Annotated in this window: 25 protein-coding genes; 16 read left to right on the top strand and 9 right to left on the bottom strand. The window is 69.4% G+C overall.

Translation table 11 applies throughout. The features are described 5' to 3' along the window. The first annotated feature begins 2 nt into the window (after positions 1–2). Positions 3–695, top strand: coding sequence for a histidine phosphatase family protein (locus tag ACU6XJ_RS25150; RefSeq protein WP_476316594.1), 693 nt, complete (start codon positions 3–5; stop codon positions 693–695). On the opposite strand, the gene ACU6XJ_RS25145 is transcribed toward ACU6XJ_RS25150, so the two are convergent. Beyond that, positions 653–1,525 carry a hypothetical protein gene (locus ACU6XJ_RS25145; RefSeq protein ID WP_476316591.1) on the bottom strand — a complete coding sequence of 291 codons (873 nt, stop codon included), beginning with the start codon at positions 1,523–1,525 and terminating at the stop codon, positions 653–655. The genes ACU6XJ_RS25150 and ACU6XJ_RS25145 overlap by 43 nt on opposite strands. Positions 1,526–1,674: 149 nt before the next feature. Between ACU6XJ_RS25145 and ACU6XJ_RS25140 the strand changes: the two genes are divergently transcribed. Next, positions 1,675–2,868, top strand: coding sequence for a M14 family zinc carboxypeptidase (locus ACU6XJ_RS25140; RefSeq protein WP_476316588.1), 1,194 nt, complete (start codon positions 1,675–1,677; stop codon positions 2,866–2,868). Here the strand turns inward: ACU6XJ_RS25140 and ACU6XJ_RS25135 are convergent. The 3 genes from ACU6XJ_RS25135 to ACU6XJ_RS25125 all read right to left on the bottom strand — a co-directional run bounded on the left by ACU6XJ_RS25135 (position 2,865) and on the right by ACU6XJ_RS25125 (position 6,000). Beyond that, positions 2,865–3,455, bottom strand: coding sequence for a DedA family protein (locus tag ACU6XJ_RS25135; protein ID WP_476316585.1), 591 nt, complete (start codon positions 3,453–3,455; stop codon positions 2,865–2,867). The two genes, ACU6XJ_RS25140 and ACU6XJ_RS25135, sit on opposite strands and share 4 nt — an antisense overlap. A gap of 38 nt (positions 3,456–3,493) precedes the next feature. Continuing rightward, positions 3,494–5,338, bottom strand: a complete 1,845-nt coding sequence (locus tag ACU6XJ_RS25130) for a substrate-binding domain-containing protein (protein WP_476316582.1) — start codon at positions 5,336–5,338, stop codon at positions 3,494–3,496. Between the two features lie 77 nt (positions 5,339–5,415). Further along, positions 5,416–6,000 (bottom strand): TRADD-N-associated membrane domain-containing protein, encoded by a 585-nt coding sequence (locus ACU6XJ_RS25125; RefSeq protein WP_476316579.1) that lies wholly within the window; start codon positions 5,998–6,000, stop codon positions 5,416–5,418. Positions 6,001–6,142: 142 nt separating this feature from the next. On the opposite strand from ACU6XJ_RS25125, the gene ACU6XJ_RS25120 reads away from it, so the two are divergent. From ACU6XJ_RS25120 to ACU6XJ_RS25110, 3 genes are all read left to right on the top strand, one after another. Further along, positions 6,143–6,625 (top strand): GbsR/MarR family transcriptional regulator, encoded by a 483-nt coding sequence (locus ACU6XJ_RS25120; protein ID WP_476316576.1) that lies wholly within the window; start codon positions 6,143–6,145, stop codon positions 6,623–6,625. Continuing rightward, positions 6,606–7,412, top strand: a complete 807-nt coding sequence (locus tag ACU6XJ_RS25115) for a class I SAM-dependent methyltransferase (RefSeq protein ID WP_476316573.1) — start codon at positions 6,606–6,608, stop codon at positions 7,410–7,412. The genes ACU6XJ_RS25120 and ACU6XJ_RS25115 overlap by 20 nt, the downstream gene beginning before the upstream one ends. 82 nt (positions 7,413–7,494) lie before the next feature. After that, positions 7,495–8,448 carry an NADP-dependent oxidoreductase gene (locus ACU6XJ_RS25110; protein WP_476316570.1) on the top strand — a complete coding sequence of 318 codons (954 nt, stop codon included), beginning with the start codon at positions 7,495–7,497 and terminating at the stop codon, positions 8,446–8,448. Here ACU6XJ_RS25110 and ACU6XJ_RS25105 read toward each other — a convergent pair. Further along, positions 8,445–8,960 carry a DinB family protein gene (locus ACU6XJ_RS25105; RefSeq protein ID WP_476316567.1) on the bottom strand — a complete coding sequence of 172 codons (516 nt, stop codon included), beginning with the start codon at positions 8,958–8,960 and terminating at the stop codon, positions 8,445–8,447. The two genes, ACU6XJ_RS25110 and ACU6XJ_RS25105, sit on opposite strands and share 4 nt — an antisense overlap. Before the next feature lie 125 nt (positions 8,961–9,085). On the opposite strand from ACU6XJ_RS25105, the gene ACU6XJ_RS25100 reads away from it, so the two are divergent. Further along, a complete protein-coding gene (locus ACU6XJ_RS25100; protein WP_476316564.1) occupies positions 9,086–9,688 on the top strand; it encodes an ArsR/SmtB family transcription factor in 603 nt (200 codons plus the stop codon). Further along, positions 9,681–10,427 (top strand): SRPBCC family protein, encoded by a 747-nt coding sequence (locus tag ACU6XJ_RS25095; protein ID WP_476316561.1) that lies wholly within the window; start codon positions 9,681–9,683, stop codon positions 10,425–10,427. The genes ACU6XJ_RS25100 and ACU6XJ_RS25095 overlap by 8 nt, the downstream gene beginning before the upstream one ends. Before the next feature lie 159 nt (positions 10,428–10,586). Here ACU6XJ_RS25095 and ACU6XJ_RS25090 read toward each other — a convergent pair whose 3' ends face one another. Continuing rightward, entirely contained in the window at positions 10,587–11,741 is a 1,155-nt protein-coding gene (locus ACU6XJ_RS25090; protein ID WP_476316558.1) for a site-specific integrase, read from the bottom strand. Between the two features lie 87 nt (positions 11,742–11,828). Here ACU6XJ_RS25090 and ACU6XJ_RS25085 point away from each other — a divergent pair, with 87 nt between their 5' ends. The 5 genes from ACU6XJ_RS25085 (at position 11,829) to ACU6XJ_RS25065 (ending at position 18,399) form a co-directional block, all read left to right on the top strand. After that, positions 11,829–14,090, top strand: coding sequence for a LuxR C-terminal-related transcriptional regulator (locus ACU6XJ_RS25085; RefSeq protein WP_476316555.1), 2,262 nt, complete (start codon positions 11,829–11,831; stop codon positions 14,088–14,090). A 106-nt stretch (positions 14,091–14,196) separates the two neighbouring features. Next, positions 14,197–15,774: a beta-N-acetylhexosaminidase gene (locus ACU6XJ_RS25080; protein ID WP_476316552.1), complete on the top strand. Its 1,578-nt coding sequence runs from the start codon at positions 14,197–14,199 to the stop codon at positions 15,772–15,774. Between the two features lie 35 nt (positions 15,775–15,809). After that, positions 15,810–16,766, top strand: a complete 957-nt coding sequence (pip, locus tag ACU6XJ_RS25075; protein ID WP_476316550.1) for a prolyl aminopeptidase — start codon at positions 15,810–15,812, stop codon at positions 16,764–16,766. An 80-nt stretch (positions 16,767–16,846) separates the two neighbouring features. Continuing rightward, positions 16,847–17,875 carry a sigma-70 family RNA polymerase sigma factor gene (locus ACU6XJ_RS25070; RefSeq protein WP_476316548.1) on the top strand — a complete coding sequence of 343 codons (1,029 nt, stop codon included), beginning with the start codon at positions 16,847–16,849 and terminating at the stop codon, positions 17,873–17,875. 170 nt (positions 17,876–18,045) lie between these two features. Continuing rightward, positions 18,046–18,399: a DUF1761 domain-containing protein gene (locus tag ACU6XJ_RS25065; RefSeq protein ID WP_476316545.1), complete on the top strand. Its 354-nt coding sequence runs from the start codon at positions 18,046–18,048 to the stop codon at positions 18,397–18,399. 268 nt (positions 18,400–18,667) lie between these two features. Here ACU6XJ_RS25065 and ACU6XJ_RS25060 read toward each other — a convergent pair whose 3' ends face one another. Beyond that, positions 18,668–19,306, bottom strand: coding sequence for a TetR/AcrR family transcriptional regulator (locus tag ACU6XJ_RS25060; protein ID WP_476316542.1), 639 nt, complete (start codon positions 19,304–19,306; stop codon positions 18,668–18,670). A gap of 86 nt (positions 19,307–19,392) precedes the next feature. Here ACU6XJ_RS25060 and ACU6XJ_RS25055 point away from each other — a divergent pair, with 86 nt between their 5' ends. After that, a complete protein-coding gene (locus tag ACU6XJ_RS25055; RefSeq protein WP_476316539.1) occupies positions 19,393–20,748 on the top strand; it encodes a cytochrome P450 in 1,356 nt (451 codons plus the stop codon). Positions 20,749–20,799: 51 nt separating this feature from the next. Here ACU6XJ_RS25055 and ACU6XJ_RS25050 read toward each other — a convergent pair whose 3' ends face one another. Next, a complete protein-coding gene (locus tag ACU6XJ_RS25050; RefSeq protein ID WP_476316536.1) occupies positions 20,800–21,981 on the bottom strand; it encodes a GDSL-type esterase/lipase family protein in 1,182 nt (393 codons plus the stop codon). A gap of 65 nt (positions 21,982–22,046) precedes the next feature. Between ACU6XJ_RS25050 and ACU6XJ_RS25045 the strand changes: the two genes are divergently transcribed. The 3 genes from ACU6XJ_RS25045 (at position 22,047) to ACU6XJ_RS25035 (ending at position 24,282) form a co-directional block, all read left to right on the top strand. Continuing rightward, positions 22,047–22,619 carry a TetR/AcrR family transcriptional regulator gene (locus tag ACU6XJ_RS25045; protein ID WP_476316533.1) on the top strand — a complete coding sequence of 191 codons (573 nt, stop codon included), beginning with the start codon at positions 22,047–22,049 and terminating at the stop codon, positions 22,617–22,619. A gap of 114 nt (positions 22,620–22,733) precedes the next feature. Then, positions 22,734–23,369 carry a maleylpyruvate isomerase N-terminal domain-containing protein gene (locus tag ACU6XJ_RS25040; RefSeq protein WP_476316530.1) on the top strand — a complete coding sequence of 212 codons (636 nt, stop codon included), beginning with the start codon at positions 22,734–22,736 and terminating at the stop codon, positions 23,367–23,369. Positions 23,370–23,457: 88 nt separating this feature from the next. Next, on the top strand, positions 23,458–24,282 hold the full coding sequence (locus ACU6XJ_RS25035; RefSeq protein ID WP_476316528.1) for a pentapeptide repeat-containing protein: 825 nt from the start codon (positions 23,458–23,460) through the stop codon (positions 24,280–24,282). Here ACU6XJ_RS25035 and ACU6XJ_RS25030 read toward each other — a convergent pair. After that, positions 24,273–25,001 (bottom strand): helix-turn-helix transcriptional regulator, encoded by a 729-nt coding sequence (locus ACU6XJ_RS25030; protein WP_476316525.1) that lies wholly within the window; start codon positions 24,999–25,001, stop codon positions 24,273–24,275. The genes ACU6XJ_RS25035 and ACU6XJ_RS25030 overlap by 10 nt on opposite strands. Between the last annotated feature and the right edge of the window lie 6 nt (positions 25,002–25,007).

Here is a 25,007-nt window from a genome sequence, read left to right as displayed (position 1 = left end):
CCGTGGCAACGGTCGTATTGCTCCGGCACGCACGTTCGGTCGCCAATGGCGGCGGGCTGCTCGCCGGGCGCACCCCGGGGGTCGACCTCGACGACGCCGGACGCAAACAGCTGGAAACGCTGGTCGCCCGGCTGGGCAGGCTGACGCCTGCCGCGCTGGTCAGCTCACCCTTGCAACGCTGTCAGCAGACGGTGCAGCCGCTGGTCGACCACTTCGACCTCGAGCCGCTGTTCGAGCCGCGGCTGGCCGAGGTGGACTACGGCGAGTGGACCGGCAAGGCCATCGCCGACCTGCTCAAGGAACCGCTGTGGAAGGTCGTGCAGCAGCACCCCAGCGGCGCGGTGTTCCCCGGCGGCGAGGGCTTGGCCGATGTGCAGTCCCGCGCGGTCGCCGCGATCCGCGAACACGACGCCAAGATCGCCGCCGCCCACGGGCACGAGGCGATCTGGGTGGCCTGCTCGCATGGTGACGTGATCAAGGCGGTGCTCGCGGACGCGTTCGGCATGCACCTGGACGCGTTCCAGCGCATCGTGGTGGAGCCCTGTTCGTTCAGCGTGATCCGCTATACCGAGACGCGCCCGTTCGTGCTGCGCGTCAACGACACGGGCGGGGACGTCACGGACCTGATCCGCGAGCGGAAGGGCACCGGCTCTCAGTCCGACGCGGCGATCGGCGGTTCCACCGGCACCCCGTGAGGGTGCCCCCACAGCAGGCCCGCGGTCAGCAGCGTCACCGTCATCCCGGCGCGCTCCCAGGACACTCCCTTGGGTTGGAGGGTGAACACCGCGACGATCTTGTCGTCGTGTCTGCCCACGGTGCCGGTGGTGTGCATGGCGGCGCGGGTGATGTCGATGTCACCGGGGCCGACGCCGGTCAGCCGCATCCGCGAGGCGTAGGCCGGGGGCTTCACGCAGCGCTGGGCGGGACTTGGCTCGCCGAAGCCGGACCAGCCCTGCTTGATCGCCCACGGCGGGATGGTGGCGCGCGGAATGCCGAAGTACTGGTCCCAGCCGTCATCGGCGCAGCGGGTCGCCGCGTGTAGGTGCGTCATGATGAAGTTCCTGGTGCGGGCGGGCGCCTCCTCCAGGATGTGTCTGTACACCTTCACGGTGTCCGATGGGCTGATCGCCGTGTAGCCCCACATGCCGGGTTTCTCCGGGGGAGCGGTGTGCTCCAGCTTGAGGTGGACGACCATCCGCTCGACGATCTGGACCCACCCGTTGAGCACCCACAGCTCGCTGGCCGCGTCGTCGTTGCTGCTGCGCAGCATGGGCACCAGCCGGGCGAGGTCCTCCGCCGGGATCTCCTTGTCCTCGAGACGGTGCAGGTAGTCGATCGCGATCAGGAGTTTCACGATCGACGCCGAGCGGAACTTCATGTCGGCCCGGTGGGAGGCGGTGATCCGCCCGTCGGAGCGGTCGTAGACGACATAGCCCGCGGTGTACCCGCTGGGGTTCGCGGTCGCGGGCGGGGTGAGCGCAAGGACGAGGCCGATCACGGCCAGGAGGGCGAATCGGATTCGCATAGCGGAAAGTGAAACGTATTTCGCCAAAATCCGCGCCTCACATCGGCGAATCCGCATGAGCAATCACCGGAGTGGCTCCGAACGGCCGTTGTTATCGCCGCGACACCAACGGTTGACTCTCCAGTGACCTGCGATGAAGGAGGTTCGGTTTGCGTCACCTCGCCCTGCTCGCCTCGCTGTTGACCGCCACCACGCTGCTCACCGCCCCGCTGGCCACCGACGCGCTCGCCGCCGAGGTGTGCAGCGAGGCGCCCCAGGACCTGCCGATCAACGAGTTCACCAACTACCAGGAACTGCTCACCGAGCTCGCGCGCATCGAGAAGGTCAGCGCGGGACGGGTCAAGGTCGAGCAGGTGGGCCGTTCCAACCGCGGCAGGCTGTTGCAGGCCGCCAGGGTCGGCACCGGCCGCAAGGTCGTGTTCATCACCAGCGAGATCCACGGCAACGAGAAGACCGGCACGGACGCGATCCTGCGCCTGCTCGACTACCTGGGCACCTCCACCACGGCCAAGGCGAAGAAGCTGCGCACCGAGCTCACCGTGGTCGCGATACCCAAGATGAACCCCGACGCCGCCGAACTCGACCGCCGCGGCAACGACCTCAACTGGGACGAGGTCACCGCTCGCTACCCGCAGCTCGCGGGCGCCAAGCCCGCATGGAACTACTACACGACCCCGCGGCAGGGCGACGACTACTCCAAGCGCCCCGGCTTCGACATCAACCGCGACTACAACCCGAACCTGGCCTACACGCCGCGAGCCGAGGACCTCCCCGGCGCCTCCGACAAGCCCGGCTGGTTCCTCAGCCCGGAGACCCAGGCCGTGCGTGACGTCTACCGCGGGCTCAAGCGGGAGTTCGGCACCGTCGACACCTACATCGACCTGCACCACCAGGGCGCCTGCTACAAGGTCGCCGGCACCGACCGGTTCGTCACGATGAGCCTGTCCGGCAAGTTCCTCGCCCAGCCCGACGCCTACCGGTACAAGTACTCCAAGCAGCTGAACGTGGCCGCCTACAACGCGTTGCAGGGCGCGGCGAACCAGCGTCCCGAGTACGGCAACATCAGCCTGTACGACCAGACGGTGAACCTGCCCGGCACCGGGTTGGCCTCCTTCGCCATCAACGGCAGCGGCGCGGTGTTGTTCGAGGTGCGCGGCCAGACCCAGACGCTGGGGCAGAAGCACCGCGAGCTGTTCACCAGGACGGTCAACATCGGGCTGGACGGCATCCTGTCGGCGCTGGCCAGCGGGCAGGTCGACAACCTCGACGCGGCCACCTATGACCGCATTCCGCTCACCGAATACGGCGGCGGAGGTGGCGAGGACCGGCGCCCCGCGTTCTAGCCGAGCCGCTTCTTCACGATCAGCCCGCCGACGAGCGCGGCCGCCAACACCAGGAGCAGCCCCAGCCAGGAGAAACGCGCGAGCCACCGCTCGGCGGCCACGCCGAGGAAGTACACGGCGGCGGTGGTCATACCGGCCCAGACCACCCCGCCGAGCGCGTTGGCGAGCAGGAACCGGCCGTAGCTCATGCGCAGCGAACCGGCCAGCGGACCGGAGAGGATGCGCAGCAGCGCGACGAAGCGACCAAAGAACACCGCCCACATGCCGTGGCGGGCGAACAGCGCCTTGGCGCGGTCGATGCGGTCGGGACCGAAGTGCTTCGGGAATCGGCGACCCGCCCACCCGAACACCCGGTCCCCGCCGCGGCGCCCGATCAGGTAGCCGACATTGTCGCCGAGGATCGCGCCCGCACTGGCCACCGCACCCAGCCAGACCGGGTTGACGCCATCGTGGTGGGAGGCCATCAGCGCGCCCGCGACCAGCACCACCTCGCCGGGCAGCGGGACGCCGACGCTCTCCACACCGACGACGAGCCCGACGACCAGATACACCGCCAACGGCGGGATGGTTTCCAACCACTGCTCCACGGGCCCTCCCGGCAAGCGTTCGCCTGAAGGATCACACGCTAGAAGTTGGACAGCACCTGCTCGAGCACCTTCTCCAGCGAACGGGGGTTCTTCGCGTCGTACACCGAGGAGGTGGAGGCGTTGGCGATGTCGGCCAGCACCCGGTAGTTGCTTTCCTCCTCGTAGTCCTTGGCGTAGGCGATCGGGAAGACCCGCACCGAATGGCCGGCGGCCGCGGTGCGGAGTTTGCCGAGCAGACCTGCCAGGTCGTTGTCGGTGTGTTCGTTCTTGCCGTCGCTGAGCACGACGACGGCGGTGATGCGGTTGGGGTCGGCGTGTGCGGTCAGTTCGTCGACGGCGGCTTTCAACGTGGCGAACAACGCCGTCCCCCGTTCGGGCACGAGTTTGTCGAGCTGGTGGATGTAGGCATCCCGCACCTGTGCCACCGGTGCGGGTGACACCAGCTTCCGGTAGGGCTGCGGTCCGACCGCGGACTCGCTGGTGAACGACCACAGTCCGAGCCGGTCGTCGCCGGTGAGATGGTTCAACGCGGTCTCGGATTTCGCGGCGAGCACGGCGAGTTGGAGCCTGGTCAGGCCGTCGACGCCGACGTCGTTGCCCATCGAGTCCGAGACGTCGACCACCACCAGCACGGTGGCGCGCTTGCGCTGCTCCTTCCAGGCCTGGAGCAGCTCGGTGATCACTTCCTTCTTCGGCAGCGGGGTGCGGGGGAACGCGGTGTCGGTGTCGATGCGCTGATCCTGTGCCTGTGGACCCGTCTCGCCCTTGGCGGACCGGAATCCCTCGTCGAGGAAGGCGTTCTGCTGATCGGGGTGCAGGAGGAAATCGCGGAAGTCCTCGGCCACCGCGCGTTTGCGGGCGTCCACCCACGGGGCGTCCAGGATCGCGTACGGGCTTTCCGACACCACGGTGCCATCGCTGGGCAGGATGCTCACCAGCTTGGTACGCGGCGGTTTCGCCTCGGCGGTGCGCCTGCCGTCGGGCTGGCCGCGGTTGAAGTCCAGCACCGACTTCTCCTCGACCGCGACCGCGCTGATGTAGCGCAGGCCCGCGCCCTCCTCGGCCTGGTCGGCGTTGTAGAAGTTCCGCAGGAAGGTCAGCGTGGTGTCGCCGTAGTGCACGGCGGCGCGCTCGATGTTGCCGACGAAGTCGGTGACGACCGGGCGGCGGAGGTCCTCGATGGACAGTTCGGTGCTGGCGCCGGTCGCGGCGGTGTAGATCGCGGCGGTGGCGTGCAGGCCGGAGGTGGACATCGACGGGTTGGTCTTGCCCAGCCGGAACGGCCCCCACTCCCGGTGGCCCTTGGCCGCCCAGCCCTTGGGGTCGGTGGCGAGGGTGAAGATGTCCTTCCAGCCGAGGCTGAAGTCGCCGCGCGGCCAGCCCAGCGCCTTGGCCATCGGCTCGGGCATCGCGATCACCAAGGGGGACTGGGCGATCGAGGGCGCGTTCTTGGCGGTCTCCGGTGTGAGCGCCGGGGCGGTGCGGGCGCACTGGCGGGCGTTGACCACCTCGACCAGGGAGAACCAGGTGCGGGCCGCGGGGTTCCACACATCCGGCCGGGGTCCGTCCCGCTCGTCGTTCCAGCCGCAGGCGATGCCGTACTTGGTGGTGCTGTGCGTGTCGACGATCTTCACCGAACCGCACTGGTGGTTGCCCTTCCGCCTGCCCGAGTTGTAGTCCTCGGCGAGGCGGCCCATCAACGCGCTCTTCTCCGGTGAAGCCGCGATGGTGAGGTCGGTGCGCCGCTCGCAGTCCGCCAGGGCGGTGCCCTTCACCTGCTCCACCGGGATCACCAGGTAGGCGATCAGCATCAGCGCCCCAAAGATGGCCGCGCCGAGGAAAAGCCCGCGCCAGCGGCGCACGAACGGCAGGATCGGTCGCACTGGTTCCCCCTTGTCACACTGAACGACTCATCGTGGCCGAGCGGTCACGCAGGGAAAAGCCGCACCGCAGCCAGGTTTCACAACGAGTTGATTTCGGATGGATCGGCCGGTATCTCCGGCGCCTGCCCCGGGCCCGCCAGGATCTGTAGCGCCATCTGGGCGTAGAGGCGCTCCCGCTCCGCGCGGTCGGAGATGTTGGCGGCGAACATCTCCGCGGTCAGCCGGTCGAACATCAGCGCCGCGTGCTGTCGTTTGGCGCGGGCCTCGACGAAGAACAACGCGGCCACGGCCTCGCAGACGGCGCCGCCGGTTGCCCCGATCCAGGCGACGTCGCCGCCTTGGACGGTGAACATGACCACCGAGCTCAGGATGGTCACGAACCCCGCGGTGGCCGCACCCGCGGCCAGCCGGGAACTCCCGCGGCTCTCGCTCAAGGCGGTCTCGTGGTGCACTCGGACCAGGCGTCGGCGCATCTCCGCCTCGTCCTGGCTGGACTCCCGCGACTCGTTCTCCGGCGCGACGTCGTCCAGCACCTTCTTCGACAACGCGGAGGTGTGGCCGTTGCGGCGCACCAGCGTGCTCAGGCTGGGCAGCACCGCGCCGACCACGCCGATCGAGAAGAAGATCAGGCCGACGACGCCGACCCAGTTGTTGAGCTCCACGCTCACCGACTGTACGCAGACGATCACTACTTTTCGGGCGAATGCGTGGAAACGATTCATCTCCACCATCGATGACCGGCCGCACCTCAAGATTTCGTACAGATCGTCAAGTTCGAACTTGACGATCTGTACGCTGGAAGTCGTGAGCCCCGAGGAGAGCGAGTTCGTCGACCGGATGGGTCTGGTCATGGAGCGCCTCGGCGGCCCGCGGACCATGGGCCGGGTCTACGGCCTGCTGATGATCTGCGAACCGCCGGAACTGACCCTTACCGAGTTGGCGACGGCGCTGGACGTGAGCAAGACGTCGATCAGCACGGTCACGCGGCTGTTGGAGACGGCCGGGATGATCGAACGCCTGCCCGCCCCCAACCGCCAGTACCGGTATCGGATCACGCCGGGCGGCTGGACCCAGGTGCTGCGGGCACAGTCGGCCGGGGTCCGACTCGGGGTGGCGACGCTGGACTTCGGCCTGTCCGTGGTCGGCCCGGACCGCCCGCGACAGCGGAAGCTGCTCGAAGAGTCGCGGGAGTTCTTCGCGTTCGGCGAGTTCGATGTCGGTCAGGTGATCCGGCGTTGGGAGGAATATCGGAGGGAAAGGAGCGGGGATGAGCACGGCCAAGATTGACGTCCGCGGCCTGGACGACGAGGGAATCACCTGGACGATGCTGGGCACGCTGTACCTGCGCGCCTGGGAAAGCAGGCTGGCACGCCCGATCCTGGGCGATCACCACGCCGCGGAGGCCGTTCAGCGCCTCGACTACGACTTCGCGGCGCTGCACCGGCGCGTCCGGCCGGAGAGCAGCCAGTTCCTGGTCGCCCTGCGCGCCAGGCAACTCGACGAGTGGAGCAAGGACTTCCTGTCTCGCCACCCGGATGCCACCGTCATGCAACTGGGCTGTGGCCTGGACAGCCGGATGCTCCGGTTGGACCCGCCCGCCTCGGTGCGCTGGTTCGACCTGGACGTGCCCAAGGTCATCGAGGTCCGCCGCAGGCTGTACCCCGAACGGGCGGGCTACCGCATGATCGGTTCCTCGGTCACCGAGGAGGGCTGGGTGGAACAGATCCCTGCCGACCGCCCCACCCTGGTCATCGCCGAGGGCCTGCTGCCCTATCTCACCGAGTCCGAGGTCCGCCACCTGCTCACCCGCCTGACCGCGCACTTCACCACGGGTGAGGTGATCTTCGACGCGATGGCGCCCTGGATGCCACGCCTGGTCAAGCACTTCACCTGGGGCATCCGCGACGGGCGAGTGCTCGAGCGCTGGAACCCGCGCCTGCGTCTGGTCGAACAGGTGCCTTTCACCCGGTACCGAGAGCTGGTCCCCACGCGCGGCTACCGCCTCGTGTATCGCCTCGCGCACGCCATCCCGGTCTGGCGCCGCATGTTCCAGGACTTCCGCTACGCGTTCTGACCGCGGACGGCCACCCTCGACACCCGCGCAGGCACCGCCGCACCTACCTTGGGCATGCCATCACGACCACAGGGGAGGGCGCATGCGCGCGGTGTACTTCGACCGCTTCGGCGGACCGGAGGTGCTGGTCTACGGCGACCGCCCGGTACCCGCGGTCCGTCCGGACCAGGTGCTGATCAAGGTCCACGCGGCGGCGGTCAACCCGCGGGACTGGATGCTGCGGGAAGGCACCTACGTCGGCAGGCACCTGGTCGGCAAGTTGCCGATCATCCCGGGCAGCGACGTCTCGGGCGTGGTCGTCGAGGCGGGCAGCCGAGTCGAGGGTCTGCGCCCCGGCGACGAGGTGTTCGCCATGCAGCACGAACTGGGCCGAATGGGCGGCTACGCCGAGTACATCGCGGTGAAGGCGTCCTGCGTGGCCCGCAAACCAAGCTCTGTCAGCCACGTGGACGCCGCGGCCGCGCCGGTGGCGGCAATGACCGCGTGGCAGGCGCTGTTCGACCTGGCCGCTGTCGGACAGGGCAGGCGGGTGACCGTGGTCGGCGCCTCGGGCGGCGTCGGGCACTACGCGGTGCAGCTTGGCCGGCACGCCGGTGCCGAGGTGACCGCGGTGTGCAGCGGTGCCAACACCGCGTTCGTCCGCGAACTGGGCGCGGAGCACGTGGTCGACTACACCAGCGAACGCTTCACCGACGTGGTCCGCGGCCAGGACCTCGTGTTCGACGCGATGGGCCGGGAGAGCCTGCGGACCTGCCGCGCGGTGCTGGTCCGCGGCGGCAGGTACATCACGACCGTGCCGAGCGCCCGAGCCTTGGCGGAAGCGCTGACCTCCCGGGTCACTGGTGGCAGGCGCTCCTCACTGGTCATCGTCAAGCCGCGTGCACACGACCTGGCGGCCGTCGGTGAGCTGTTGGCCTCCGGGCGGGTGCGGTCGGTGATCGACACGGTCTACCCGCTGGCCGAGGCCGCGGCGGCACACCGGCGGAGCAGGACCTTCCGCACCCGCGGCAAGCTGGTGCTCACCATCGCCGACTAGATCTCCATGCCCGCGTCGGCGGCCATCTGCATCGTGGTGTTCGCGCCGTCCAGGCTCTCGCGGATGATGTCGGCGTGCCCGGCGTGCTGGGAGGTCTCGCGGATCAGGTGCAGCAGGATGCGGCGCTTGGACCAGAACACCGGTTCCGGCCACCACGGCGCGTCGGGCAGCCGCACCTTCTTGTCGAGGTCCGTCAGTCCCTGGGTGGCTTCTTCGGTGGCGGCGGCGACGGCGTGGTACTCGGCGATCAGATCCGCCAGCTTCTCACCGGCCAGGGTGTACTGACTCCAGTCGAACATCCGCTCCGGGGCACCCGGCTGCTCGGTCAGCACGTGCAGCCAGGACCGCTCGCAGATGGCCACGTGCTTCATCAGTCCGCCCAGGGTCAGCTCGCTGACCGTGGTGCGCTTGGCGGCCTGCTCGTCGTCGAGGTTGCGCATGGTGATCAGCAGCGCGTTCCGCTGCTCGCGGAGCATTTCCATGATCTCGGCGAGTTCCCCAGTGGCGGACATCGTTTACTCCCTTTTCCCACGTTGTCGAGGTGAGCACACGCTACGGCGTGGGGCCGACAAATACACCCGCTTAGGACAGCAAAAGCTGTCTTGACAAATAAAGTTGTCGGTGAAACGGTGAGCTCATGCATGAGGTGGCAGTGATCGACGATCCGGCCGCGGCGGAGGCGTCGCTGGACCCGGTGCGAGCCAGGCTCCTGGCGGAGTTGGCAGAACCCGGGTCGGCGACAACTCTCGCCCAGCGCATCGGGCTGCCCCGGCAGAAGGTCAACTACCACCTGCGGGCGCTGGAGCGACATGGCCTGGTCGAGTTGGTGGAGGAACGGCGCAAGGGCAACTGCACCGAGCGGCTGCTGCGCGCCACCGCATCGTCCTACGTGATCTCGCCCCGGGTGCTGAGCAGCGTGGAACCCGATCCCGAACGGGCACCGGACCGGCTGTCGGCGCGCTGGCTGCTCGCGGTGGCGGCCCGGCTGGTGCGGGACGTGGGTGACCTGATCGTGGGCGCCGCCAAGGCACGCAAGCGGCTGGCCACCTTCGCCATCGACGGCGAGGTCCGCTTCGCCTCCGCGACGGAGCGGGCGGCCTTCGCCGAGGAACTCACGCGGGCCGTGACCTCGCTGGTGTCGAAATACCACGACGAGAACGCCGAGGGCGGCCGTCCGCACCGGATCGTCGTGGCGCTGCATCCGATAGTCAAAGCGGGCAAGGAGAGTGCTGATGAGTGAAGGCAGGCGGTTGGAGAAGGAGGTCGTGCTCACCGCGACCCCCGAGCAGGTGTGGGAGGCGATCTCGACCGGCCCGGGCATCTCGACCTGGTTCGTGCCGCACGAAGTGGACCACGAGACCGGTATAGCCAACGCCGACTTCGGCTCCGGCAACTCCGCCGACGGCCGGGTGCTGGCGGTGGAGCCCGGCAGGCGCATCGTCTTCGGAGCCAAGGAGGGGCCGGGGGAGACGCTGGAGTTCCTCGTCGAGGGCCGCGAGGGCGGCAGCACCGTGCTGCGGCTGGTCCAGGACGGCATCCAGGGCGAGGAGTGGGAGACCGAGTACCACAGCAGGGGTTGGGACAACTTCTTCTTCAACCTGTCGCAGTACTTCGCCTACTTCGCCCCGAAGCCGGTGACGAACGTGCTGGTCATGGGCATGACCTCGCTGGCAGCCGACGCCGTCTGGGAGATCTTCGAACGCGACCTCGGCCTGCGTTCCTCGCTGGCGGTCGGCGACGAGGTGACGATCAGCGGCGAGGGCCTGGAGACCATCACCGGCGTGATGGACCTGCGGGACAAGGCGATGGTCGGCATCCGCTCCGAGCACGGTCTGCACCGCATCGGCGGCGAGGGCTCGGACGCCTGGGGCATGGTCATCGCCTGCCACTACTGGTATGGCGTCGACGTCGACGCCAAGGAACGCACCGCGGCCTGGCAGAACTGGTTCAACGAGAAGTTCCCGCCGCCCGCAGGCTGAGCCGTGCGGTCCGGCCCCAATGCGGGGCCGGACCGCGCTCCCGCAGGTTGTCCGGGTGAGTTGGTCGGGTCAGCGCGGCGAGCAGCGCGAAAACAGCGATCGTCATATGGCCACCCGGTGGGTGAGCCGACAGTCCTCAGCCGGGCAGCACAGGCGTTGTCAAAGACCCAGTTTGGTGACGGCGTTGTCCTCCAGCGGGTTGGCGGTGCGGATGTAGCGGTGCACGGTCTGCGGATTGGACCAGCGTCCCTGCCGCATGATCTCCCGATCGCCCGCCCCACCCAGCGCGGCCTGGGTGGCAAACCCGGCCCGCAGCGAATGTCCCCCGAACAGCGCCGGGTCCAGCCCGGCCCGTTCGGCGTACCGCTTGACCAACTCCGCGACCGCCCTTCCCGACATCGCGGCCGCGCCGATCCGGCCGTGCCGGTCAACCGGCGGGAACAGCGCTCGGTCGGCCAGGCGGGTGCCGCCGTAGCCATGGCAGCGGTGCAACGCGGTCTCGGCGCCGGCATCGGCGCCGTCCAGCACCTCCACCCAGGACGCGAACGCACACACCGGGCAGGTCTGCGGACGCTCACCGCGGGGCAGCGCCACCTGCTGTTGACGGCGCCCGGTGGGATCGGTCTTGGTCGCACCCAGCGACACCAGCAGCAGCGGCTCCCCGGTGGCGACATCCGTGCACACCTCGACGTCCCGCACCCGCAGCGCCGCGATCTCGCTTCTCCGCAACGCTCCCGCGAAGCCCATCAGCAACAACAGCCGGTCCCGCCTGCGCGCCGCCCCGGTCTCGGGCAGCTGGGCCAGCAGCTGTTCCAGCGTGTGCAGCAGGATCGGCCGCTTCCGCCGCGGCGTGCCGCCCCGGCTGCGGCGGATACCGCGCAGCGTCAGCCGAACGAGGTCGGAGCGGGTGGGCGAAGGCAGCCCGTTCGCGGCGTGCACCGCGGCGATGGCGGCGGCCTTGCGGTCCAGCGACGCCGTGCCGAAGGCAGGCACCAGCGTGCCGTCCGGCTGTTCCCGCACGGTGTCGGCGGCCGCCGCGAGGTACACGGCGAGGTCCAGTGGGTCCGCGGGCAGCGCCTGCCGTCCCTCCGCCCGGCACCACGCGGTCCAGGCCAACCAGTCGCTCTGATAGGCCCGGATCGTGTTGGGCGACTGCGCCGCCGACAGGTACCGGCCCAGCGCCTGCGTCTGCTCGGCCGCGTAGCGCTCCCGCACCTCGGCCAGCTGCTCGGCGTTGACGAGCACGCTCCGGGTGCTCCGCTCCAGCGCCGCACGCACCGGAGCGGGCAGCGCAAGATCGTCGGCAGCCGTCACGGTGCGACATCCTCCCACGTCGGGACGGGCGGGACGGCGATCACGCCGCGCTGAGCCGATTGGCGGCCGGGATTACACTCGGCGGTTGTGACGGCCTTGACGAAGCAGGGCTTGGCGGAGCTGACCAGCTACATCGGCCGCCGGGAGGAGCTTGGCGAGGCTCGTGCGCTGCTGAGCAGGCACCGGCTGGTCACGCTGACCGGCGTCGGCGGCGTCGGCAAGACCCGGCTCGCCAAGAAGATCACCTCCGCCGTCGCCTCGGAGTACGAGGACGGGGTCGCTTTCATCGAGCTTGCCGAGCTGCGCAACGCCGACCTGCTGCCCAACACCGTCGCCGCCGCGCTCGGCCTCTACGACCAGTCGGAGCGCCCGCCGCTGGAGGTGATCACCGAGTACCTGCGGGAACGTCGCTTCCTGCTGGTGCTCGACAACTGCGAGCACCTGGTCGAGGCGTGCGCCGTGTTCGTCGCCGCCCTGGTCACCGCCTGCCCCCAGCTGACCGTGCTCACCACGAGCAGACAGTCCCTGTTCGCCGACGGTGAGCGGCTGCTGCCCGTGCCGCCGCTGTCGATCCCCGGGGACGTCGGCTCGCCCGCCGACCTCCAGCAGTACGAGGCGCCGCAGCTGTTCACCGACCGTGCGCGGTCGGTGCTGCCGTCCTTCGCCGTCACCGAGGAGAACTACCTCGACATCGCCGCCCTCTGCCGTGACCTGGAGGGTCTGCCGCTGGCCATCGAGCTTGCCGCGGTGCGGCTGCGCTCGCTGTCGCTGCCGCAGATCAGGCAGCGCCTGAACGACCGGCTGTCACTGCTCACCAGGGGCAACCGGCTCGGCCCGCACCGGCAGCAGACCCTTCGCGCGTTGATCGACTGGAGCTATGAGCTGTGCTCCCCGGCCGAACGGCTCGTGCTGGCCCGAGCCTCGGTGTTCTCCGGCGGCTTCGACCTCGATGCCGCCGAGCAGGTCTGCGGCGGAAACGGCGTGCGGCGCGACGAGGTGTTCGAGCAGGTCTACGGTCTGGTCGACAAATCGCTCCTGGGCGCCGAGGAGCAAGACGGCCAGGTGCGCTACCGCATGTTGGAAACCTTGCGGGAGTACGGCAACGACCGGATCGTCCAGCTGGACGACCAGCAGCGGGTCGCCCGCCTGCACCGTGACTGGTACGCGGCTGTCACCGCCCGCTACGAGGCGGCGTTCATCGGCGGCGAGCAGGTCGCTTGGGTGCGCCGCGTGGCGCGCGACCACGCCAACATCCGGGTGGCGCTGGACTTCTGCGCGACCGTGCCCGGCGAGGCCGTCACCGGGCTGCGGATGGCCAACCGGCTCGACGTGTACTGGACAGTGCGGGGCTACCTCAAGGAAGCCCGGATGTGGGTGGCCAGGGAACTGGCCGCCGCGCCGCCGGAGGCACCGGAACGGGTCTTCGCGCAGCGGCTGATCGCCTGGTGCGCCCTGCTGCAGGGCGACATCGAGGCGGGCACCGAGGCCTTGGCGGGCGCGGGCGAGCTGGACGAGGACACCTCGTCGGCGTTCGTGAAGGTGGGGTGGGGCCTGGCCCACCTGTTCACCGAGCGGGAGAGCCTGGCGCGGCAGGAGTTCGCCGACGCGCTCACGGTGTTCCGCGCCAACGGCGTGCCGCACGGCGAGGGTTACGCGGGCTTCCTGCACGGCCTGGCCACCGCAGTGACCGGCGACTTCGAGCAGGGCAGGGCGATCATCCAGGAGCACATCGCCGCGGGCGAGGCCATCGGCGAGATCTTCTGGCGCTCCTGGGGACTGTGGGCGCTGGGCATGATCGAGCTGTTCTATGGCGACGTCGACGCCGCCGAGAAGGCGGGGCTGGCGGCCTTCAGGCTCCAGCAGGTGCTGAGCAACAGGTCGGCCGAGGCGTTCGCGGTGCACTCACTCGGCGGCATCGCGGTCCGCGGCGGACGGCTGGAGCGCGCCGCCACCCTGTTCGGCATCGCCGTCACGATGTGGCACTCGCTGGGCGCCAAGCCGTGGCGGTTCGGGCTGTTCACCGCGAAGTTCGCCGAGTACGGCGTGCAGGCCTTCGAGGCGCTGGGGGAGAAGGCGTACAAGAAGCATTACCGCGCGGGCACGGCGATGTCCCGCGAGCAGGCCGTGTCGTACGTGCTGGGCGAGACGGTCACGGCCGAAGTCTCCCCGCAGCTGACCAAGCGCGAAACGCAGATCGCCGCGCTGGTCGCCGAAGGCCTCACGAACAAGGAGATCGCGACGAAACTGTTCATCGCGCAGCGCACCGCCGAAACGCACGTCGACAACATTCTCGGCAAACTCGGCTTCACCTCGCGCGCCCAGTTAGCGGCCTGGGTGACCCGTAACTGAATTTTCTCGGCTACTGGTCTAGACCGCAGGCGACAAACTTGCCAGCGTGTAACACGACAGATCTCGGCAGCGCCCCTGCGCGCACCCTGCGCCGGAAGGATCGATCATGGCAACACGCCTCGCGCGGCTGGTGGCCGCGCTGCTTCTCATCAGCGGCACCGTCCTGGGCGTCACGGCGCAGGCCGCGCCGACCCGGGTCTCGCCCGACTTGAACCGGGTGGTGCCCGCTCCCGCCCAACTGCGCGCGGCGCCCGGCGCGGCGTATCGCATCACCGAGCACACCGTGATCAACACCGATCCCGCTGCGGCGGGCGTCGGCGACTACCTGGCGCAGCTGCTGCGCCCGTCGACGGGCTACGCGTTGCCGGTGCGCCACGGCGGTTCCCGGCAGCTGGGCATCGTGCTGACGCTGACCGGCGCCGACCCGAGCGTCGGCGAGCAGGGCTACCAGCTGGAGACCAGCCCCCTCGGCGTGCGCATCAAGGCACGGACCGCGGCAGGCCTCTTCGGCGGCGTGCAGACGCTGCGCCAGCTGCTGCCCCAGGAGATCGAGCGCAAGTCCGCGCAGCGCAAGGCATGGGTGGTGCCCGGCGTGCGTGTCCTGGACCGCCCGCGCTTCGCCTACCGCGGCGCGCACCTGGATGTCTCGCGGCACTTCTTCACCGTCGATCAGGTCAAGCGCTACGTCGACCAGCTTGCCCTGTACAAGATCAACTACCTGCACCTGCACCTCAGCGACGACCAGGGTTGGCGCATCGAGATCAAGAGCTGGCCGCGGCTGGCGACCTACGGCGGTAGCACCCAGGTCGGCGGCGGCAAGGGCGGCTACTACACCCAGGAGCAGTACCGCGAGTTGGTGGCCTACGCGCAGTCGCGGCAGATCACGGTCGTACCGGAGATCGACATGCCCGGTCACACCAATGCCGCCCTCGCCTCCTACGCCGAGCTCAACTGCAACGGCGTCGCCCCGCCGCTCTACACCGGCACCGAGGTCGGATTCAGCTCGCTGTGCATCTCGAAGGACCTGACCTACAAGTTCGTCGAGGACGTGATCGCCGAACTGGCGCCGCTGACACCGGGGCCGTTCCTGCACATCGGCGGCGACGAGGCGCACTCCACGCCGGAGGCCGACTACAACACGTTCATGACCAAGGTGCTGCCGCTGGTCGGCAAGCACGGCAAGCGCGTGATGGGCTGGCACGAGTTCGTCTCCGCCAAGCCTGCGCCCGAGACCTCGGCCGTCCCGCAGTTCTGGGGCACCGGCACGAAGGCCCCCGACGTGGCCGCCGCGGCGGCCCGCGGCGCCAAGGTGCTGATGTCGCCTGCCAACAAGGCCTATCTGGACATGAAGTACCACCGCAACACCCCGCTGGGCCTGAGCTGGGCCGGCTACATCGAGGTGGACACCGCCTACAACTGGAACCCCGGTGCGCATCTGGAAGGCGTCGGCGAGTCCTCGGTGCTGGGCGTGGAGGCTCCGCTGTGGACGGAGACCCTGGCCACCAGCGCCGATCTGGAGTTCATGGCGTTCCCCCGGCTGCCCGCGATCGCCGAACTGGGCTGGTCGCCGTGGGCGAGCCACGATTGGGAGGAGTTCAGGAAGCGGGTGGCGACCCAGGGACCCCGGTGGAAGGAACTGGGCGTCAACTACTACCGCTCGACGCAAATCCCCTGGATGGACTGAGTTCGCGGGAGATCTTCCGGGTAGGGTCGGGCCGCATGAGCGGGCTCTACCCGGAGATCGAGCCGTACGAGGGCGGACTGCTCGACGTCGGCGACGGCCACCACATCTATTGGGAAGCCTCCGGCGCCATGCTGGGCAAGGGCGCTCTCGTCCTGCACGGCGGCCCCGGCTCGGGTCACTCGGCCGCCACCCGCAGGCTGTTCGACCCGGAGAAGTACCTCATCGCGCAGTTCGACCAACGCGGCTGCGGGCAGAGCACGCCGCACGCCTCGGAGCACGACTACACCCTGGCGCATAACGACACCGACCACCTCATCGCCGACATCGAGCGGCTGCGCGAGCATCTCGGTGTCGACTACTGGCTGGTGTTCGGCGGCTCCTGGGGTTCGGTGCTCGCCCTGGCCTACGCCCAGCGCTACCCGCACCGGGTCAGCGAACTCGTGCTGACCGGCCTGGCCACCGGCACCGCGGCCGAGGTCGACCTGCTGACCCGGGGCTTGGGCATGTACTTCCCCGAGGCCTGGCAGCGCTTCCGCGACGGCGTGCCCGAGTCGGATCGCGACGGTGACCTGGCCACCGGCTACGCCAGGCTGCTCAGCGATCCCGACCCCGCGGTGCGGGAGCGGGCCGCGCGAGACTGGTGCGACTGGGAGGACGCCTTCGCCCCCGGAGCCCCGCGCTATGACGATCCGGTGTTCCGGCTCGCCTTCGCGCGGCTGGTCACCCACTACTGGAGCAACGACCACTTCCTGGCGAGCCCGCTGCTGGATTCGATGGACCTGCTGCGGGACATCCCCGGCGAGTTGATCCAAGGCAGCCTGGACCTGGGCAATCTGTTGGGCACCCCGTGGAAGCTCGCGGCGGCCTGGAAGCGGGCCGAGTTGCGGATCATCGACGGCGCGGGCCACAGCCTCCATCCCGACACGGTGCGCGCCATCGTGGCCGCCACCGACCGCTTCGCCGATAGGGAAATCGAGACCGGATACCTCTGACCTGCGCAGAGATGAGTTTTCGTGGCGCCTTCCGTCTCAATGCCCGACAGTGTCACTCCGGACATCACAGGAGGCTCATCGTGAGCACGCGCATCGAGGACACCACCGCGGTCGAGGCCGCCAAGGCGGGCGACGAGTCGGCGTTCACCGGGTTGGTGGAGGGCTATCGCCGCGAGTTGCAGGTGCATTGCTACCGGATGCTGGGGTCCTTCGACGACTCCGAGGACCTGGTGCAGGAGACGTTCCTGCGCGCCTGGCGGGGCAGGGGAGGGTTCGAGGGCCGCTCGACCTTCCGCACCTGGCTGTACCGCATCGCCACCAACGCCTGCCTGGACTTCCTTGACCGCAATCCCCGCAGGCCACAGGCTCGCGGCGCGGCCGAGGCAGTGGACGCGGGCCTGCCCGCCGGTCCCGCCACGGAGGTGCTCTACATCCAGCCCTACCCCGACCACCTGCTGGAGCCCGTAGCACCCGCGGCGGATGAGCCTGATGCGGCGGTGGTGGCGCGGGAGACCATCGAACTGGCCTTCCTGATCGCGGTGCAGCACCTGCCGCCGAAGCAGCGCGCGGTGCTGCTGGGCCGCGATGTGCTGGGCTGGTCGGCGAAGGAGACCGCCACCGCGCTGGGCATGACGGTGGCGTCGGCGAACAGCGCGCTCCAGCGGGCCCGCGAGACGCTCAAGGCCCACCTCCCGCAGCGCAGGACGGACTGGTCGGCCGAGTCCTCGCCCAGCGAGGAGGAACGCGCGGTGCTGCAGCGTTTCATCGAGGCAGCCGAGCAGGCCGATATCGCGGGCTTGCGCAGCATGTTGCGGGAGGACGCCATCTTCAGCATGCCGCCGGAGACGTTGTGGTACCACGGCCGCCACGCGATCATCGACAGCTGGGCGCAGGTCATGGAAGGGCCGTGCGCAATGGGCGAGTTCCGTCTCGTCGCCACCTGGGCCAACCGCCAGCCCGCCGCGGCGAACTACGTCCGCACCCCCGGCGAGACCGAGTTCAAGGCCCTGTCTTTGGACGTGTTGACGGTCGAGAACGGGGAAGTGGCCGAGGTGATGACCTTCTCGCCGGCCGTCTTCCCTGCCTTCAACCTCCCCGAGACCCTCTGACCCACCCGTTCGCCCAAGGCCCCGGAGACCCCGCGTCTCCGGGGCCCTTTTGTTTCGTTTGATAATAACGTTATCAACGAAACGATATGAAGAAGATCGCACGAGCTGACCGCCGATAATGTTCACTTATCGGGGGTCAGAATCTGAGGGCGGCAGCGGTAACTCTGGGCGTGGATCTGCGCGAAATCGTCAGCAGAGGGGACAGCCCGAACAGGCGGAGACTAGGTGCGTCCGGGTTCCTGACGTCGGCAACTCGCGTGTCAGCGAAAGGGTGCAGCTGTCGGCTAGCGAGGATCGGACGCGGGCGTGGTGGCCCGCCCTGCCGGGAAAGCGCTGCGGAGACTGATGACGAGTCGGTGTGGCCTGCTCTGCTGGTCGGCCTCGTGGCGTGGTTGACGTTTTCGGCGACCACGCTCCTCCAGCACAATGCCTTCGAGCTGAAACCTCCGAAGCTGACCCTGATCAACAGCAGCTATCAGCTGGTGCTGTTTCTCGCCATGGCGCTGGTGATCGGGCTGCTGTAGCGTCCGCGCCCGACCTGAGAGCCCGCGACACGTCGGACGCTCACGTGCCGACACCACCCACGTGCACCGTGGATATGCGACGCCGCCGACACTCCGGCGATGATCACGGCCAGGACGCCGGCACCCTGGCCACCGGTCGAGATCATCCGTCTACCGGCTCTGCCCAGCGCCTCCCGGCGGCCCGCGGCAGGTTTCCGCCGTCGTCCAATCCCGCTCTCGAGGAGAAGGAAGTCCGTCCGCACGGATGAGGCGGCGGTGTCCGGTCGGCTTACTCGGGCAATTGCGTGCGGACGAGTGCGACGGTGGCTTGCACCGCGGTGTCGGTGATCTCGCGGACGTGGCCGCCGTCTTCGACGGTGCTGGCGATGAGCTCTCGGAGCCCGCCGAGCAGGAGGATCGCCATTTGGCGGGACACCGCCGTGCCGCCGGTGGCGGCGCGCCAGCCTTCGGTGTTGCTCAGCGTCTGGATCATGGTGACGAAGGCTTCGATCGTGTCGCGCTTCAGTTGGTGGCCAAGGGGGCCGAGCGCGGGCACGTCGCGGATCCAGCTCAGGATGATGGCGGGCTCGGATTCGGCCCGCGCGATCCATGCCTCGATCGCGTTGCGCACCTGCGCCTCCCACGGGCCGTTCGGGTCGACGGCCGCGATGATCTGCCTGATCAGCTCCGTGTTGGAGTCCGTGATCAAGGCGACCAGGCAGGCGTCCTTGTTGGGGAAGTGCGCGTAGAAGGTGCGCAGGGACGTGCGGGCGCGTCGGACGATGTCGGCGACGGTGGTGTGGCGGTAGCCGACGTCGGAGATGGCCTCGGCGAGGGCGGCAAGCAGCCTTTGTCGGAACCCGTCGGATTCCACGTCCCCCGCGGTCTCGGCGGGGTTCCTGTGCTGGGCTGTCGTCACGGAGACCATCTTATCCTTTCGGCCTTGCACCGCTTGGTATGCGAGCGTACCGTCCGTCGGTAAGTGCACGTACCAGCCTGCGAGGGGGCATTTCGATGACGGTCGCCGTACTTCCACCTGGCCCCTCCCTGCCGCGGTTCATGCAGGGCATCCAGGCGTTGACCGGCCGAGGGCGGATGATGCGCAGGCTTCACCAGCGCTACGGCGACGCGTTCACCGCCGATATCCCCTTATTCGGCAAATGTGTGATCATCAGCGATCCAGCCGAGATCAAGCAGCTTTTCCAGACCAGCGCCGAGATAGCGGACAGGCATCAGGTGAATCTCGGCCGAGTATTGGGGCCGGGCTCGATTTTCGCGTTGTCCGGTGAGGAGCACCGCAAGGAGCGCAAGCTGCTGGTGCCGCCGTTCCACGGCAGACGGCTGGCCGCCTACGAGCGGATCGTCGAGGACGAGACGGTGCGGGAGCTGGCGTCCTGGCCGCAGGGCCGGCCGTTCGCGACCATGCCGTCGACGATGCGGATCACGCTCAACGTGATTCTGCGCGCGGTCTTCGGGGCGGAGGGCGATGAGTTCACCCGGCTGCGCGAGTTGCTGCCGGAGATCGTGACGCTCGGCTCGCGGCTGGCTCCGCTCCCTGTTCCCCCGATCAGCCTGGGGCGCTGGAGCCCGTGGGGGCGTGCCGAGGCGATGCGTCGGGAGTACGACGCGATCGTGGACCGGCTGATCGATCGGGCCGTCGCCGATGAGCGGCTGGACGCTCGGGACGATGTGCTCGCGCTGATGGTGCAGAGCCGCTACGACGACGGCTCCGCCATGAGCCGCACCAAGATCGCCGACGAGCTGCTCACCGTGCTGGCCGCCGGGCACGAAACGACCGCGACCAGTCTGGCGTGGGCGGTGGAGCGGCTGCGCAGGCATCCTTCCGTGTTGCGCGATTTGGTCGCGGAGGTCGACGCGGGCGGCAGCGCGCTGCTGGACGCGACCCTGCTGGAGGTACAGCGCACCCGCCCGGTCGTCGTCCAGGTCATCCGCCAGATCCGGGCGGACAGCATGCGGCTGGGTCGGTGGACGCTGCCCAGGGGCTACTCGGTGATCGTCAACATCGGCTCGATTCACGCCGATGACCGCGTCTTTCCCAACGCGGGCACCTTCGACCCGTACCGCTTTGTCGATGCCAAACCGGATCTGTACGAGTGGATCCCGTTCGGCGGCGGGCACCGGCGGTGCACCGGTGCCGCGTTCGCGACCATGGAGATGAAGGTCGTGCTGCGCACCCTGCTGCGTGAGGTCTCGCTGCTGCCGACCACCGACCCGGCCGAGCGACGCCACTTCCGCGGCGTCACCTACGCGCCCGACCAGGGTGGGCAGGCGATCATCCATCGCCGCACCCCTCCACCGGATCGCTCCGGCTCGGTGTCCACCACTCCGACCACCGAGGCACGGTCCTGACCGGCGGGGCGGGAAGCGATCTCCTCGCCAGGGTCGGCCACCTGGAGGTGCTCAGGCCTGGTCGGACTTGAGTGCCAGCGGGCCGCCGTCGCCGAAAGCGTGCTCGGCGAAGCGTTCGCCGATGCGGCGGTGGCCTTCCGCGCTCGGGTGCAGCCGATCGGGCAGCGGCAGCTCGTCGAGGTCGGCCTCGCCGTAGAGCAGGCGCCCGTCGAGATAGTGCAGGTTCGGGTCGTCGGCTGCCCGTCGCTCGGTGATGTGGGACAGCGCGGCCCTGATGACGCTGAGCGTCAGCCGCCCGCCCCTGCGATCCGACGGGTCGCCGAGGGCCAGGAAGCGCACCTCGCCGTCCTCGAACTCCGGTGCGCCGGGTCCGGGGGTGTCCTCGAAGATCGGGCAGAGGATGGGGGAGACGACCAGCAGCGGCGTGTCGGGATGGCCGTCGCGGATGGTGTCGAGGAAGCCGTGCACCGCGGCGGTGAAGCCACGCAGCCGCATCAGGTCGGCGTTGACCAGGTTGATGCCGATCTTGACGCTGATCAGGTCCGCGGGAGTGTCCCGCATGGCACGCGCGGTGAACGGGTCGAGCAGGCCGTTGCCACTCAGGCCCAGGTTGATCAGCTCCACCCCGCCTCGGGCGGCGGCCAGCGCGGGCCAGGTCGCGGTGGGACTCGCGGCGGTGGAGCCGTGGCTGATCGAACTGCCGTGGTGCAGCCATACCCGACGGCCGCGGTCGGGTACGACCTCGACCGGGGCGTCGGTGCGCAGCATGATCAGCTCGGTGATCTCGCTCTGCGGCAGCCAGATCTCGACGTCCTTCGCGCCCGCGGGCAGCGCGGTGAACCGGAGCGTGCCGGGTGAGCCGGGGCGGGTGTCCACGGACTGGGTGGCCATGTCGATGGTGAGGAGGTTGCCGCCCGCCACACCGGACTGGGCGATCAACTCGCCGTCGACGAGCAGGTCGTACACGCCGTCGGGCAGTGGTGGGACACCCCGGTAGACCGTCTTGGAGGGGAGCACGTCCAGTTCGATGGCGGTGGCGTGGGTGCGGAAGACCAGGCGGACACCGGAGGGCTGGGTTTCCACCCTGGACAGGTACTCATCGGGGAACTGCTTGCGGGCCGCGGCGGGCAGCCGGTGCGGCAACACGCCGTGCTCGGTGCGTTCCAGTTCGAGGGCGCCACGGACGATCCACGGTTCGATGGGGGTGGCGATCCAGTCGGTGTCCGGTGTCATGTGTGCGAAACTAGTTTGCCTAGGACCATTAGGCAAACGGCTAATAGGCCTAGGAAGGATGGGGTGTGGCGCGAGCGGGGGTGACCATCGAACGCCTGGTGCGGGCGGCGGCGGAGTTGGCCGACGAGATCGGCTTCGAGAACGTGACGGTCTCCGCGCTGGCGCGCAGGTTCGGCGTCAAGGACGCGAGCCTGTACTCCCACATCACCAGCGCGCAGGACCTGCGGGTCCGCGTCGCCGTCCTGGCGCTGGCGGAACTCGCCGACCTGGCTGCCGAAGCGTTGGCAGGCAGGTCGGGCAAAGACGCGCTGGTGGCCTTCGCCAACGCCTACCGCGACTACGCGAAGCGGCATCCTGGGCGCTACGCCGCGAGTTCGCGGACCGAACTCGACCCGGAGACGGCGGCCGCGAGCGCGGCGGGCAGGCACTCGGCGATGACGCGGGCGGTGCTGCGCGGCTATCACCTGCCGGAGCCGGATGAGACGGACGCGGTGCGACTGCTGCACAGCACCTTCCACGGATACGTCAGCCTGGAGACCGCAGGCGGGTTCCGCCACACTCCCCGCGCGGCGGACGCCTCCTGGGCCAAGGCGCTGGACGCGCTCGACGCGGTCCTCCGGAACTGGCCCACCCCCTGACCCCGCCCGGCATGCCCCACTCGTGATCGATTGTCCGATAATCGGAACGGCCTGTCCTGCCGACTCTGTGGCAGCCTGTCCTCAGTCGAGTCTCGAAGCTGGGGGAGTACAGGCATGACGGGTGTCAGGGACGACTTTCTGGCCGCCGCCCGCGTGGCGGTGACGCTGCTGCGTGAGCCCGCGGTGGAGCGGGCCTGGAGTGGGCCGAGCGCGCTGCCGGAGTTCAGCGTCGGCGGCCTCGCCGGTCACCTGGCCTACCAGGTGCTGGCCCTGCCGGACATCCTGTCGGGGCCGGTGCCGCAGGAGCGGACCATCTCCCTGCTGGAGCACTACGGCCAGGCGGGGTGGATCGATTCCTCCCTGGACGACGACATCAACGTCCGCATCCGCGCGGGCGGCGACGCCATCGGCGCCGACGGGCCCACGGTGCTGGCGGACCGGGTCGACAGGGCCATCACCGAACTCGCGGCCACCGCCGACGAGCCGGGCAGGCCGACGCGCATCCCGTTCTGGGGGCCGTGGTCGCTTCGGTTGGACGACCTGATGCGCACCCGCATGATGGAGATCGTCGTGCACTCCGACGACCTGGCCGCAAGCGTGGGCATCGCGACACCGGAGTTCCCGCAGGGCGTCGTCGACACCGTCGTGGACCTGCTGACCCGGCTGGCCGTGCGCAGGCACGGCGCCACCGCGATCGTGCGGGCGCTCAGCCGCGCCGAACGCGCCCCGGGGGCGATCAACGCCATCTGATCACGGCGCTACCGAACCGGCGACGCGCAGAAGTACGGGTGGACCGCGCACCGCTGCGGCCTGTGGGCCGGCGTATAGGCTGTTCAGGGTGTCGGGGAAGCAGCTGATCAGCGTGGCGGACCTCAGGCTGCGAGCGGACTGCGGGAGCTGCTTCGGCCTGTGTTGTGTCGCGCTGCCCTTCGCCGCCTCCGCGGACTTCGCGCTGGACAAGGAGGCCGGGCGGCCGTGCCCGAACCTCGAGCCGGACTTCCGGTGCGGGATCCACCGCGACCTGCGGCAGCGTGGCTTCCAGGGTTGCACCGTCTTCGATTGCTTCGGGGCGGGTCAGAAGGTCTCTCAGCGCACCTTCGACGGCCGCGACTGGCGGGAGTCCCCGCAGGTCGCCGGTCAGATGTTCGCGGTCTTCCCGATCATGCGGCAGCTGCACGAACTGCTCTGGTACCTCGCCGAGGCACACTCACGCGCCCCGGCGTTGCGGGCCGAACTGGGCCGCGCGGCGGCGGATATCGAGCGCCTCACCCACGGCAGCGTCGAGGAGCTTCGCCGGTTGGACGTGGCGGCACACCGGCAGCGGGTCAACGAGTTGCTGCTGCGGACCAGCGAGCTGGTGCGGGCGGGTGTCCGGCGGCCGAGGAACCACCGCGGCGCGGACCTCATCGGCGCCAAGCTCAACGGCAGCGACCTGCGGGGAGCGAACCTGCGCGGCGCCTATCTGATCGGCGCCGACCTCCGTGGGGCGGACCTGCGGATCGCGGACCTCATCGGGGCGGATCTCCGCGACGCCGACCTGCGTGGTGCCGACCTGACCGGCGCGATCTTCCTGACCCAGCCGCAGGTCGAGTCCGCCAAGGGCGACGCGGCGACCCGGTTGCCGCCGACGCTGACCCGCCCGGGCCGCTGGGCTCAGCGGTAGCTGCCCGGGGTGTGGCCGAAGGCGCGGCGGAATACGTCGATGAAGGCGCTGGCGGAGGCCCATCCGCATCGATGCGCGACTACCGTCACGGGCAGGTCCTCCGCCAGCAGACGCAGCGCATGACACAGCCGAAGCTGCGTGCGCCACTGTGGGAAGGTCATACCCAGTTCGGCCCGGAACAACCGCGTCAGCGTCCGCTCACCCGCCCCGGCCCGCGCGCCCAGTTCGGCCAGGGTGCGGTGGTCGGCGGGGTCGGCGTCCAACGCGGCGCACACGGCCACCAGCCGCGAATCCCTCGGCGCGGGAAGGTGAATCGGCTGCCGCGGTGACTGGCGGAGTTGGTCCAGCAGGACCGCCCGGAGCCGCCGCCGCTGCGGGGAGTCCTCGGTGTGGCCGGTGTAGGCGAGGATCAGCTCACGCAGCAGCGCGCTGACCGACAGCACCTGCGGGGTGCGCAGGCCAAGCGGGTTGGCGCGCAGCCCCACCAGGTGCAATTCCGTCTCGCCGTAGGCACGGTGCGCGTGAACGCAGCCCGCGGGCACCCAGATCGCCCGGTTCGCGGGCGCGATCCACGTTCCGCCGTCCGTCGTCACCGACGGCACGCCGCGGGCGGCGTAGATGATCTGGTGATCGTCATGTCGGTGCGCGTCGACCCCGGAGCCGGCGGCGAGTACCCGCACCGTGGTGGGTGCCTGCGGCAGGTGGCGGATAGTCGACATCACTTG

Source organism: Actinorectispora metalli (assembly GCF_056323685.1).
Note: the sequence above shows the minus strand (reverse complement) of the source record. Positions and strands in the feature narration are given on the sequence as shown.